The following is a 12,933-nucleotide window of genomic DNA, read 5'->3' as shown; positions in this document are numbered from 1 at the left end:
TAGTGCTAGTTATCTGCGCCGGTCAGTTGATACTGAAGGGCTTTCCGTACAGGGTCGACTGGATGAGGGTTCCCTCGCCGCTCAGCTTGCCGTCCGCGGTGTCGTAACCCTTGGCGCCGATGACCTTGACCGCGGAACGGGCCGAAGCGAAGCCACCGCAACCGGGAAGGGTGAACGAGAGCTGGGACAGCTGGACGGCTGCGATTCCCTTGTCCGACAGGTCCTTGTCCGTGATGTCGACGACGGCAACCTGCCCGGGCGCAAGCGGAAGGCCGAAGGAACCCGAAAGTGTTGCAGCCGAGAGGCTGATCGCGCCGTCGAGGCCCAGAGTGAACCCACTGACGTCGACCTGACAGCCGATGATGTACTTCACAGCGAGCTTGCCGCCGACTCCTTCGGAAGCTTTCGCGGTGTAGGTGCCTGATATCACGAACCCACGGGACGTCGGATTGTTCGCCACGGTGGTGATCGGGTAAGCGCTCTCGCCCGTGCGCCAGGTCTGGATCGACTCGCCGTCGATGCCCGACGCCTTCTTGTATCCATTCGGCAGACCGGCTGCCGCCGCATCACCGGCGCCCATGCCGGCCAGGCCCACGACCGCGGCCGAGGCGATCGCGACGGCGCCCGCGGCGCGGCGCAGCCCAAGCTTGCTGAACTTGCTCATTCGTTCCCTCTCACAGGATTCGGCTGTTACCCCGCGGAATGTGTTCACATCCGCAAGTCATGACCCTCGACGTTCGATGGTGTTCCACACAGTAATGCTCAGTCTGCTCACACGCAGGACTTGGCTTGCGTTAAGGATCCATCGAATTCCTGGTCACTGCTGCGTTGTCACTCGCGACAGATCGCAGGACGCTGCTCAAGCCCCGTTCACAGGGGACCGAGCGTTGTCGAGGCGAACGTTATCGGAGGGGTCTCAGAACGGGCAACAGCTGGACTCGGCCGTGTCACAAACCGGATACGCACCATCGCAAATAGTGAATACGTGATCTATCGACGGACGAAAGTTAACGGTAGATAAACACGCTGATGCGGCTATGTACAGCTGGTCGCATTTCACTCGTAATGGGGCGGCCGCTGGGCCTCGAACCAATCCTGAGAGTGACCTTTGTGATCTTCGCCACACGCGTCACTCGTGATGTCCGGGAGGTCGTCCCCGAACACCGAATCAAGCTTCGCGCGACGGGCAGCACGATGAGCAGCAGCGTCATCGCTGCTGCTCACCGGTCGGTTTTCGGGGTTGCCGCGGTCACCCGTCATCGCAGGGAAGTCCTATTTCCGGTCGGTCGATCGTCCTGTCGGACCCGAGATCTCCAGCGCTGCTCGTGGTCCCCGCCACACGCAGCGGTGGCGCGCTCAGAACTCGCTGATGGACTCGATCACATACTTCGCGAGAGGGGCGGCCGTCGCCATTCCGTCGCGCACCGCGGCGCGGGAATCGGCGATATTGACGACCAGGGTCTGCCCGGAGATTCCGGCCAGCCCGCGCGAAAGTCCACCGTCGGTCGCCCCGGCGGCGAGCCCGGAACTACGGATCGCCTCCTCGATGCCGCGCAGCCGGCGGTCGAGCAGCGGTTCGGTGGCCTCCGGGGTCACGTCGCGGGCGCCGACGCCCACACCGCCCACCGAAACCACCAGGTCGACACCACCGATCACCGCGGTGTTCAGAGCGTTCCGGATCTCCACCTCGTCGCCGGGAACAACAACGGCGGCGTCGACGTGGAATCCTGCCTCGGCGAGCAGTTCGCTGACGAGAGGCCCGAGCAGACGCTGGTCCTCACCGTGCGCGGCCTCGTCGTCGACGACGACGACGAGAGCCCGGCCGATCTCCTCGCCCGGCGGGCGATGCGCGGCCTGCTCGTGACGCGCGACGAACTCCCGCGCCGCGGCGTCGGCGGCCACGACATCGGCCGGATCGACCTGACCCGGATCACCCGCGAGACGGACGTCCAGGGACTGTCCCTCCTCGACGGTGTCGCCGGAGATGGCGGTGTTTCCGGGAACGGGGGATCCGGCATCAGACATGGCAGGCCCTTTCTCTCTCGTCTCTGACCGTCCGCTGGACGGTCGTGCGGGGCTGTGTAGTTGTGTGTGGTCGGGCGGTGGCGCCGCGTGTCACTTCACCTCGAGCGTGCCCAACTTGACCTGTGCGGTCTTGGTGTTCGCGCCGTCTGTGTAGGTCACCGTGACCGTGTCCCCCGGCGCATGCGACCGGATGGCCGCCACGAGTGCGTCGCCCGACGGGATCGGACGGTCGTCGACCTTGGTGATGACCGCGTCCTTCGGGATGCCCGCGCCCGCCGCAGGTCCGCCCGGGGTCACATCGGTGACGACGGCGCCGGGCGCGTCGGAGTCACCGCTCGGGCGCACGGACACACCGATGTTGGCGTGGCTGGCCTTGCCCGTGGACTCGAGCTGCTTGGCCACGCGGATCGCCTGGTCGATGGGGATCGCGAACCCGAGTCCGATGCTGCCACCGGCCTGCTGCTCGCCTCCACCGAGGGTGGCGATGGCGGTGTTGATACCGATCAGTGCTCCCCTGGCGTTCACCAGCGCACCGCCCGAGTTGCCGGGATTGATCGCGGCGTCGGTCTGGATGGCATCGATCACCGAGGTGGTGTTGGTGCCCGGATCGCGGGAGGTCAGGACAGGTCGGTTGAGCGCGCTGATGATGCCCGTGGTGACCGTTCCGGCGAGTCCGAGCGGCGAACCGATGGCGATGACGTCCTGCCCGACCGCGAGGTTGTTCGAGTTGCCCACCGTGACCGGGGTCAGATCGTTCCGGTCGACCTTGATGACCGCGATGTCGGAGATCGGATCGGCGCCCAGGACCCGGGCCTGCGCCCGTGAACCGTCCGAGAAGTTGACCCCGACCTTGGCCGCGGGGCCGTTGTCCCCGGCGCTGACGACGTGGTTGTTGGTCATGATGACGCCGTCCTCGGTCAGGACGACACCCGATCCCGAGCCCAGCGCGCCACCCGAGGCGACCTCGATGGAGACCACCGATGGCAGTACACGGGCCGCCACCTCCTGGACCGATCCGGCCGGCGCCTCGACGGGCGCGGTGTTCCCATTCGCCCCGGGGTCGCCGCCGAGCGGACCGCTGCTCGTGCTGCTCGACGACCCGTTGGAACCGTCGGCCAGGGTGTAACCGATCGCACCGCCGGCACCACCGGCGACGAGAGCGACCACCAGCGCACCGGCGCCGAGTGCGGCCAGGCGTCCGCCGCCCTTGTTCTTCGGAGTCCGGGGCGGCGGGTTGCCCCCCGACCCGCCGAACGCGGACTGCGAGTAGGCACCGCCGCCGGGCCCGCCATACGAGGCCTGTGGGGGAAACGGGCTGGTCCCGGGGTTGCCGTAGACAGACGTGGGTGCGTTGTTTCCCCCGTAGCCGGGTCGACCGCCCTGCGCGGGGAATGCTCCGGAGGCCGGACCCGGGTAGCCGTGGCCGCCATGGGACTGCGTCGGTGACTCGGAGCCCGGGGGTGTGGAGGGAGCGCCGCCCCCGGTAAACGGGCCGGCCTCGTGCTGACCGTGCTGGCCACCCCCGTACGGACCGCCACCCTGCGAACCGCCAGTCGTCATCTTCGTCTCTTCCTCGTCGTCTGACCGGCACAGTGCCGGCTGTGGTCGCCACCGGCTGCTGCCGGGTCGGTTCGGTCGGGGTCATCGGTCAAACCACTCGACCGGCGTACCCGAACAACGCCTTCGGTCAACCCTATGGGATCGATGACCAGGTCACACCGGGTAACCACTCGGCTGTCGATGATGTGGACGACGGCCGTCGTGACCCGCCGATGCACGGCGCTTCATCCTTATTGACGAATCACTTGCGGAGATGGTTCCGCAGGAGTTGCCCGGCCGGGCAGAGTCATCCGGATGAGCGCACCGCCGCGTGGCGAGGTGTCGGCCGTGACGGTGCCGCCGTGACGTTCGACGACCTGCCGCACGATCGCCAGGCCCAGCCCCGATCCCGGCATCGACCGCGATTGCGTCGAACGATAGAACCGCTCGAAGACGAGACCGCGGTCCTCCTCGGGGATTCCGGGACCGGCGTCGGCGACGGTGAGCTGCGCTGTCGACATCCCGGTCTGTGTCAAGCCGACGGTCACCGACGTGCCCGGCGGACTCCATTTCGCCGCGTTGTCCAGCACATTCAGTACCGCACGGGAGAGGCCGTGCTGTTCGCCGAAGATGTACCAGGGGGCGAGGTCGAGCTCGAAGTCGATGTCGTTGCGGCGCCGCCGGACGCGTTCGAGGGCCTGCTCGACGATCTCCGCGAGATCGACTTCCTCGTAGACCACCTCGGGCGCGTCCTCGCGGGCGAGGTCGACGAGATCGCCGACCAGCGTGGACAATTCCTCGATCTGAGCCATCACGTCGGCGCGCAGGTCGACCATGTCCTGTTCGGGGACCGCCGGTGCGCCCGGTCGGCTCGCCGCGATCAGCAGTTCCAGGTTGGTGCGCAGCGAGGTCAACGGCGTTCGCAGTTCATGTCCGGCGTCGGCGACGAGACGCGCCTGACGGTCCCGGGATTCGGCGAGCGCCCGCAGCATCGCGTTGAAACTGGCTGTGAGCTTGGCCAATTCGTCGTTGCCGGTCACCGGTATGGGTGTCAGGTCGTTCGTTCGCGCGACCCGTTCGACGGCCCGGTTCAACCGGGCCACCGGTCTCAGTCCGGCACGTCCGACCGTCGTACCGGCGAGAGCCGCCAAAGCCACTCCGCCACAACCGACCACGAGAAGCACCCAAGCCAGGCGTTTGAGAACGCGGTCGGTCTGGATGAGACTCTGCGCCAGGACGAGGGTGTTGCCGTCGTCGAGTTTGCGCGTCAGCACGCGCTGATTCCGGGTGGTGCGCAGGCTCTGCGGATTGGTCCCGGCGATTGCCGGCGCCCGCACGATCTCGCGTTCGGGGTCCTCGAAGGGGACCTGCCCGATGAGATATGTCTGACCGCTCGGGGTCACGAGCGCGACCGAGATGTTCGTGGAGAACACAGTTCCCGCCACCAGCTGCTCGGGCTGGTTGCGCAGCACACCGGCCCGCGCCAAGGCCGCCATCCCGTCGGCACGGCTTTCCAGCTGCTGGTCGACCTCGTTGTACATCGCCCGGTACACCACGAAGTACGCGGCCGCGGCCATCAGGCTCACTGACACCAGCACGACGGTCGCCGAGAGGATCGTGACACGCGAACGCAGCGACACCGCTCGCGTCAACGGCATCGGTGCCCGCATCTCCTTCTCCCCGGACGGGCAGTTCTCCCTGGAGGAGCCAGGTCCGTTGGCGAGCACGTGGGTCAGGCGGTCACGCATCCGCGAGGACGACGACACTAGGGCGGGGTCTCCCGCAGTACGTATCCGACACCGCGCACGGTGTGGATGAGTCGCGACTCCCCGTCCGCCTCGGTCTTGCGGCGCAGGTAGCCGACGTAGACCTCGAGAGCGTTGCCCGAGGTCGGGAAGTCGTATCCCCACACCTCTTCGAGGATGCGGCTGCGGGACAGCACGCGCCGCGGGTTTGCCATCAACATCTCCAGCAGCGCGAATTCGGTGCGTGTGAGGCTGATCGACCGCTCGCCACGGGTCACGTCACGCGTCACCGGGTCGAGCGACAGGTCCGCGAAGGTGAGGGTCTCCGAGTCCGCGTCGGCGTCGGGTGCCGCACGACGCAGCAGCGCCCGCAACCGGGCGAGTAGTTCTTCGAGTGCGAACGGCTTCGGCAGATAGTCGTCGGCGCCGGCGTCGAGCCCCGAGACCCGCTCGGAGACTGAATCACGGGCGGTCAGGACCAGGATCGGCAGGTCGTCACCGGCGGAACGGAGTCGGCGGCACACCTCGAGGCCGTCGAGGCGTGGCATCATCACGTCGAGGATGACGACGTCGGGACGATCGGCGAGGATCTTCTCGAGTGCCTCGATGCCGTCGCCCGCGGTCTCGACGGTGTATCCGTTGAAGTTGAGCGACCGTCGCAACGACTCCCGGACCGCCCGGTCGTCATCAACCACGAGGATGCGCATGGCATACAGTCTTATCCGCCTCGGCTGAGATCCGCCTGAGCAACGCCGCAACTCCGGCTATCCGGTCTCGGAATTGCGTGCGACCTGCAGTTCTTTTCCCTTCACAGCCATGGCCGTCGACTGTGAGGTCAAGTTGATGGCTGTGTAACCCCGGCCTTCGGGTTGCGAAACATCCGACTTCGACGCTGGAGACCGTGACCGCCTCCCCCACCACGCACCCCGTCATGTCCCGGTCGGTCATGTCCCTGTGCGCCTACTGCGGCGTCGGCTGTGGCCTGGAGATGCGGCTCGGCGACGCCGGCGAGCTCGTCAGGACCGTCGGGCGCGCCGACCACCCCACGAACTTCGGCCGGCTGTGCACCAAGGGATCGACCACCGTCGACATGCTCGCCGCCGGCGGACGCCTCGACGCCCCGCTCGTCCGGGACGACCGCGGCGGTGAGCTCCGCCGAAGCGGCCTCGATGCCGTCATCACCGACACCGCGCGCCGGTTGCGCGCCATCGTCGACGAACACGGTCCCGACGCCGTGGCGCTGTACGTCTCCGGCCAGATGTCGCTCGAGGCGCAGTACCTGTCCAACAAACTGGCCAAGGGTTTCATCGGCACCAACCAGATCGAGTCGAACTCGCGCCTGTGCATGGCCAGCGCCGGCACGGGATACAAGCTGTCGCTGGGCTCCGACGGTCCGCCCGGGTCGTATCAGGACTTCGACCACGCCGACGTCTTCCTGGTCATCGGATCGAACATGGCCGACTGTCACCCCATCCTCTTCCTCCGGATGATGGACCGGGTCAAGGCGGGCGCCAAGCTGATCGTCGTCGACCCGCGGCGCACCGCGACCGCCGACAAGGCCGACCTGTTCCTGCAGATCGAGTCCGGTACCGACCTCGCCTTCCTGAACGGCCTGCTGCACCTGCTGATCTCCGGCGGTCACACCGACGACGAGTTCATCGCGTCGTTCACCGACGGTTTCGAGCAGATGCCCGAGTTCGCGGCGCAGTATCCGCCGGAGGTCGTCGAATCCATCACCGGCATCGCCGCCGACGACCTGCGCACCGCGGCCACGATGATCGGCGAGGCCGGCGACTGGATGAGTTGCTGGACAATGGGTCTCAACCAGTCGACGCACGGCACCTGGAACACCAATGCTCTGGTCAACCTGCACCTCGCGACGGGCGCCATCTGCCGCCTCGGCAGCGGACCCTTCTCCCTGACCGGCCAGCCGAACGCGATGGGTGGCCGCGAGATGGGTTATATGGGGCCGGGATTGCCGGGCCAGCGTTCGGTGCTGTCCGAGGCGGACCGCACGTTCGTGGAGACCGCGTGGGGCATCCCGTCCGGCACGCTGCGCACGGACGTCGGGGGCGGCACCATCGACATGTTCCGCAGGATGGCCGACGGCGACATCAAGGCCTGCTGGATCATCTGCACCAATCCTGTTGCCTCGGTGGGCAACCGGAAGACCGTGATCGAAGGCCTGGAACGAGCCGATCTCGTGATCACCCAGGACGCCTTTGCCGAGACGGAGACCAACCAGTACGCCGACGTCGTACTGCCGGCGACGCTGTGGTCGGAATCGACCGGGATCATGGTGAATTCGGAGCGAAACCTCACCCTGTTCGAGCCTGCTCTCGCCGCACCCGGGCAGGCGATCCCGGACTGGGAGATCATCACGCGCATCGCGTCGGAGATGGGGTACGCCGAGGCGTTCTCCTATTCGAGTGCCGAGGAGGTCTTCGACGAGATCAAACAGTTCGCCAATCCGAACACCGGCTACGACCTGCGGGGCGTCACCTACGACGGTCTGCGCCGGACTCCGATGCAATGGCCGTGTCCGCCGTCGTCCGACGGAGCCGACCTCCTCGCCGACGGTGCGCGCAATCCGATCCGGTACCTGAACGACGGCCGGAGTCAGACCCTGCATCGTCTCGACGACGGGACGGTGCCTCGGCTGGCATTCGCCACACCGACGCGCCGCGCCCAGTTCTTCGCACGGCCTCACCTCGACGCCGAGGAGCTACCGGACGACGACTATCCGTTCCTGCTCAACACCGGTCGGCTGCCGCATCAGTGGCACACGATGACCAAGACCGGCCGGGTCGCCAAGCTGAACAAGCTGAACCCCGAACCGTTCGTCGAACTCCATCCGGAGGATGCCGCACGCCTGGACCTCGGAGCGAAGGACAAGGTCGAGGTGGCGTCGCGTCGCGGACGAGCGGTGTTGCCCGCCCGGATCTCCGACCGGGTGCGCCCCGGGAACTGCTTCGTGCCGTTCCATTGGAACGACGCCTTCGGCGAACACCTCTCCATCAACGCGGTCACCTCCGATGCCGTGGATCCCCTGTCGCAGCAGCCGGAACTCAAGGTGTGCGCCGTGACACTGACCAAGGTCGCGGGGTCGCCGTCAGCGGTGCCACCGGTCACCGGTTCGTCCGAGTTGGCTGATGCACTGGGCGTTTCGGAGGTCGCCGTTCCGGAGCTGTCACCGGCGGAACAGCTGTATCTGGCCGGGTTGGCCGCAGGAGTCTCGGCTTTTGGTGCTTCCGGAACTCCACCGGGTGTTCCCTCGATCCCGGCCGACGCGCCGCTGAGCGCGGAGGTCCGACTCTGGGCGTCCGGCCTGCTGGCCGGGATGTACTCGCGCGCCGACGCCGCCACGCCGCCTGCGCCGACACCGGATTCGAATGATCCCACCAGCACGATCACCGTGCTGTGGGCGTCGCAGATGGGCAATGCGGAGGAGCTGGCCGCCGAGACCGCTGAACGCATGACGGCGAACGGTCTCCGGGCCGACGCGAAGTCGATGGACGAGGTCGAGGTCGGCGAACTACGGGGTACCGCACTCTTCGTCACGTCCACCACCGGCGACGGCGATCCGCCGGACAACGGCGCAGCGTTCTGGGAGGCGCTGAACGGTGCTGAGGCACCGGACCTTTCCGAGGTCGACTATGCGGTGCTCGCCCTCGGCGACTCGAACTATGACGACTTCTGCGGCCACGGACGCAAACTCGACGAACGGATCGGCGAGCTCGGCGGTCGTCGGATCGTCGACCGGGTCGATTGCGAACCCGACTTCGAGGAGACGGCCGGGAGCTGGCTCAACGACGTGATCCGTGCGATCAGCATCGGCAACCGTGCGCCGGTCTCCGGCGTGACCGACGATCGGGTCACCGTGGTCAGCGAGCCCGCGGACTCCGCGGCCGCCCCGTCGGTTCGGACCGCGCCTGCCTACTCCCGCAAGAAACCGCTGGTCACCTCGCTGGTTCGGAACGTGAAGCTGAATGCCGAGGGCTCGCAGAAGGATGTGCGCAACTTCGGGTTCCGGCTGCCGGCGGACACCCTGACCTACCAGGCCGGCGATGCGCTCGGCGTGTGGCCGTTGAACAATCCGGCCCTCGTGGAGGAGTTCCTCGACCGGACCGGACTCGACGGCGGACACACGGTGACGGTCGGTGGCGACGACATGCCGCTGTACCAGGCGCTACGCGAACGGCTCGAGTTCGCGCGGGTCACACCCGACCTCGTCCGATTCGTCGGTGAGCGTTCGGGTTCCGACGACCTGAAAGCCCTGGCCACTGCGGGCAACAAGTCGGAGTTCAATGACTGGTCCTGGGGACGACAGTCGGTGGATGTCCTCGCCGAGCGCCCGATCCACGCCGACGTCGACGAATGGCTCGCGGTCCTCAAACCGCTGGCCCCACGGTCGTATTCGATCTCGTCGAGTCCGCTGGAAAGCCCCGACGAGGTGCAGCTGACCGTGAATGCGGTGCGCTACAACCGATGCGGCATCCAGCGCGGCGGCGTGTGCTCGACCTTCCTCGCCGACCACGCCGAGGACACCGAGGTCGGGGTCTTCGTCACCTCGACCACGCACTTCCGCCCGCCCGCCGATCCCGACACCCCGATGATCATGATCGGGCCCGGCACCGGCATCGCCCCGTTCCGCGGCTTCCTCCGCGAGCGGGAGGCGTTGGGCCACAACGGCAAGAACTGGCTGTTCTTCGGCGAACAATATTCGGCCACCGATTTCTACTATCGCGACGAACTGACGACGATGCTCGGCGACGGCCTGTTGACCCGCCTCGACGTCGCATTCTCCCGCGACCAGGACCGCAAGATCTACGTCCAGGACCGCATGGTCGAACACGGCGAAGAGCTCTACCAGTGGCTGCACGACGGCGCCCACGTCTACGTCTGCGGCGACGCGTCCCGGATGGCCAAGGACGTCGACGCGACCCTGAAAGGCATTGTTGCGCAGTACGGTCGCCGCTCCCCCGCGAGCGCCGAGGCCTACGTCAAGGCCCTCGCCGCCGACAAGCGGTACGTCCGGGACGTCTACTGACCGCCCCGCACCCTGAGGCGCGAAGCGCACCACCACCGCCCCCTGAGTGCGAAGCGCACCACCACCGCGCCCTGAGTGCGAAGCGCACCACCACCGCCCCCTGAGTGCGAAGCGCACCACCACCGCCCCCTGAGTGCGAAGCGCACCACCACCGCCCCCTGAGGTGCGAGGAGCGCAAGCGACGAGCCACGAAGGGCTGGTAACCCAAGAACTCCCCAGAAGCAGCGGCTTCGTCAAACCTGTCCACAGCTGCCAACAACCAAGCCGATTCCACCCATCCGAACCGCATGATCCCCACATGGCATGGGTCTACATCCTCGAGTGCTCCGACGGCTCGTACTACGTGGGCAGTACCCGCGATCTCGCGAAGCGACTTCGCGAACACGACACCACTCAGACCGGGTACACGTCCCAACGACGCCCTGTTCGTCTGGCGTGGTCAGCGGAACTCGATCTCGCCGACGCCTACCGAATCGAGCGGCGGCTTCACGGATGGTCCAGAGCGAAGAAGAGAGCGTTGATCGACGGCGAGATCGATCATCTGAAGATGCTGGCGAAGCGACCAGGTGCGCAGGAGCGTCGTACTCCTGGTTGAGAGCTTCAATCCTGCAGCGACAGCGCGGAGTCCGAGGTCGCCAACCCTTCGTGGCTCGTCGCCTACGCTCCTCGCACCTCAGGGAACGAGGGGCAAATCGTCGCTATCGCTCCTCACACCTAGTAATAGCTAGAAGGTTGTGACAACGGGACATCCTCCTGTTGTGGTCGTAAGGGCTTGGTGTCCCAACCACAACAAGGAGGATGTCGATGTTTGAGGCTAGTCCGTTGAGTCGAGGAGTGAAACGCCGTAACGACCGTCTGAGCCGACTGCGACAGATCGTGCGCCGTGATCATGCGGTGGTGGCGATTGATCTGGCGTCGAAGAAGCAGGTGATCGTGGTCGCCGACCACGACTCCCGCATCCTGGCCCGCAAAACATTTGCCTGCACACCGTGGAAGTTGGGGCCGGCAATCGCCTGGGCCCGCACCCAGGCGAAGGCGGCCGGGTTCACCGGCATCGTCCTCGCGTGTGAACCGACCGGGTACCGGTGGAAAGTGGTAGGCGATGTGGCCGCCGCAGCCGGGGTGCAGATGGTGTGCGTGCAACCGATGATGGTCGCCCGCGCCCGGGAGACCGAAGACTTCACCCGCGACAAATCCGACGACAAAGACGCCCTGCTGATCGCCCGACTGACCACCCAACTCCACGTCTACCTGCCCGAACACGCCGACCCGCACTGGGCACGGCTCCGGCACCTCGGCGTCCGACGAGCTGATCAACTCACCCGCCGGGCTGCGGCCCGTCAGCAAGTCCGCGACCTGCTCGACAGTGCCTGGCCCGACGTGCTCGACTGCGCCGCCCAACCCCTTGACTCGAGTACGTGGTTGGCCACCATGACCGTGATCGGTTGCGACCCAAGCACCATCACCGCCTTCGGTACCCCCGCCCGTGCCCACACCCGGCTACGGGCCCGGCTGCGGCGTGAGCTTCCCCGCTGGGGCGCCCACCGGATCCACGGGCCGATCCTGACCGCGATCATCAACGCCGCCTTCACCACCACCGACAGCCCGGACCGGGCTGGCGCGTTGGAACGTGCCCACTACGGTCTCAACGACTTTCACCACGCCGCCGCCCAGTGCCGTGAGGCCGAGACCCGCATGCTGGCGGTGCTGGACGACCTGCAGCTCGCCACGCTGGCCACCAGCATCCCCGGCGTCACCGCGGTCTCGGTGGCGGCGATCCTCGCCGAAACCGGTGATCTGAGCCGGTTTGATTCCGCCCGTGCGGTGGTCAAACACGCTGGGCTGTGCCCGCGCGAGAACTCCTCGGGCAGCTACCAGGGCAAAACCACCATCAGCGGACGCGGGCGCCCCCGGCTACGTACCGCCGCCTGGCGTGCCGCGTTCGGTGCGCTACGACACAACCCGGTCTACGCCGACCGCTACCAGCACCTGACCACCCGCACCCACAAACGACTCGCACCCAACCAGGCCTACGTGGCCATCGCCGCGGCCCTGCTGCGCCAGCTCTACATCGTCATCACCACCGCCACACCCTGGGACCCCGCGCTGGCCGGACCGCCCCAAACTGCGGAGGTGAGCGCCGCCTGAACCACCAATCCCCACCGACCGGGACAAGCTCGCCGCACCTAGGGAACAACCCGACCCTGAGCCTGAGCAGTCCCACCCGGCGCGACCCGAGCTCGGATGAAGGCTGTTGGGTAGCAACCCGTTTGACCGCTAGGTAGAGCCCGCGCCAGGCACGACCCCGGCCGCAGACCACCACCCTCGCACACCACTCACACCCCGGACAGCCACACATGCCGCCCGGCAACCCCACACGCCCACACCCCACCACAGGCCCCATTGACACAAACCCTCATAGGCTGCTAGTAAACGAGAATGGTGTCAGCGGCGAGCATTCGACTCACCAACCCTTCGTGGCTCGTCGCTAACGCTCCTCACACCTCAGGGAGCGGGGTTGGCTCGTCTCACACCTCAGGAGCGGGGTTGGCTCGTCTCACACCTCAGGGGAGC

The 12,933-nt window shown here is 66.9% G+C and carries 8 protein-coding genes; 3 read left to right on the top strand and 5 right to left on the bottom strand.

Annotated elements, in window-relative coordinates; genetic code table 11:
- Nucleotides 1-22 precede the first annotated feature (22 nt).
- The 5 genes from GKZ92_RS06795 to GKZ92_RS06775 form a co-directional block, all read right to left on the bottom strand.
- Entirely contained in the window at nt 23-664 is a 642-nt protein-coding gene (locus tag GKZ92_RS06795; protein ID WP_155225132.1) for an MspA family porin, read from the bottom strand.
- Nucleotides 665-1,356: 692 nt separating this feature from the next.
- The gene (locus GKZ92_RS06790) at nt 1,357-2,025 is read right to left on the bottom strand and encodes a MogA/MoaB family molybdenum cofactor biosynthesis protein (RefSeq protein ID WP_075862812.1); all 669 of its coding nucleotides are present in this window, start codon (nt 2,023-2,025) and stop codon (nt 1,357-1,359) included.
- A gap of 90 nt (nt 2,026-2,115) precedes the next feature.
- Complete coding sequence (locus tag GKZ92_RS06785) at nt 2,116-3,585, bottom strand: trypsin-like peptidase domain-containing protein (RefSeq protein WP_075862811.1); 1,470 nt, start codon at nt 3,583-3,585, stop codon at nt 2,116-2,118.
- A gap of 230 nt (nt 3,586-3,815) precedes the next feature.
- On the bottom strand, nt 3,816-5,312 hold the full coding sequence (locus tag GKZ92_RS06780; protein ID WP_396246694.1) for a HAMP domain-containing sensor histidine kinase: 1,497 nt from the start codon (nt 5,310-5,312) through the stop codon (nt 3,816-3,818).
- A 17-nt stretch (nt 5,313-5,329) separates the two neighbouring features.
- On the bottom strand, nt 5,330-6,016 hold the full coding sequence (locus GKZ92_RS06775; protein ID WP_155225131.1) for a response regulator transcription factor: 687 nt from the start codon (nt 6,014-6,016) through the stop codon (nt 5,330-5,332).
- 239 nt (nt 6,017-6,255) lie between these two features.
- On the opposite strand from GKZ92_RS06775, the gene GKZ92_RS06770 reads away from it, so the two are divergent.
- The 3 genes from GKZ92_RS06770 to GKZ92_RS06760 all read left to right on the top strand — a co-directional run bounded on the left by GKZ92_RS06770 (nt 6,256) and on the right by GKZ92_RS06760 (nt 12,507).
- Complete coding sequence (locus tag GKZ92_RS06770) at nt 6,256-10,359, top strand: bifunctional nitrate reductase/sulfite reductase flavoprotein subunit alpha (RefSeq protein WP_042378615.1); 4,104 nt, start codon at nt 6,256-6,258, stop codon at nt 10,357-10,359.
- A gap of 298 nt (nt 10,360-10,657) precedes the next feature.
- The gene (locus GKZ92_RS06765) at nt 10,658-10,954 is read left to right on the top strand and encodes a GIY-YIG nuclease family protein (RefSeq protein ID WP_155225130.1); all 297 of its coding nucleotides are present in this window, start codon (nt 10,658-10,660) and stop codon (nt 10,952-10,954) included.
- A gap of 239 nt (nt 10,955-11,193) precedes the next feature.
- Nucleotides 11,194-12,507 (top strand): IS110 family transposase, encoded by a 1,314-nt coding sequence (locus GKZ92_RS06760; RefSeq protein WP_196222033.1) that lies wholly within the window; start codon nt 11,194-11,196, stop codon nt 12,505-12,507.
- Nucleotides 12,508-12,933: the final 426 nt, after the last annotated feature.

It is taken from the genome of Gordonia sp. 135 (genome assembly GCF_009720185.1).
Taxonomy (GTDB): domain Bacteria; phylum Actinomycetota; class Actinomycetes; order Mycobacteriales; family Mycobacteriaceae; genus Gordonia; species Gordonia alkanivorans.
This window is presented reverse-complemented; position numbering and strand designations above follow the sequence as displayed.

Bases quoted from the DNA above. Each gene is read 5' to 3' on its own strand.
- GKZ92_RS06775 (WP_155225131.1), bottom strand. From the start codon at position 6,016: ATGCGCATCCTCGTGGTTGATGACGACCGGGCGGTCCGGGAGTCGTTG.
- GKZ92_RS06785 (WP_075862811.1), bottom strand. From the start codon at position 3,585: ATGACGACTGGCGGTTCGCAGGGTGGCGGTCCGTACGGGGGTGGCCAG.
- GKZ92_RS06770 (WP_042378615.1), top strand. From the start codon at position 6,256: ATGTCCCTGTGCGCCTACTGCGGCGTCGGCTGTGGCCTGGAGATGCGG.
- GKZ92_RS06790 (WP_075862812.1), bottom strand. From the start codon at position 2,025: ATGTCTGATGCCGGATCCCCCGTTCCCGGAAACACCGCCATCTCCGGC.
- GKZ92_RS06780 (WP_396246694.1), bottom strand. From the start codon at position 5,312: ATGCGTGACCGCCTGACCCACGTGCTCGCCAACGGACCTGGCTCCTCC.
- GKZ92_RS06765 (WP_155225130.1), top strand. From the start codon at position 10,658: ATGGCATGGGTCTACATCCTCGAGTGCTCCGACGGCTCGTACTACGTG.
- GKZ92_RS06795 (WP_155225132.1), bottom strand. From the start codon at position 664: ATGAGCAAGTTCAGCAAGCTTGGGCTGCGCCGCGCCGCGGGCGCCGTC.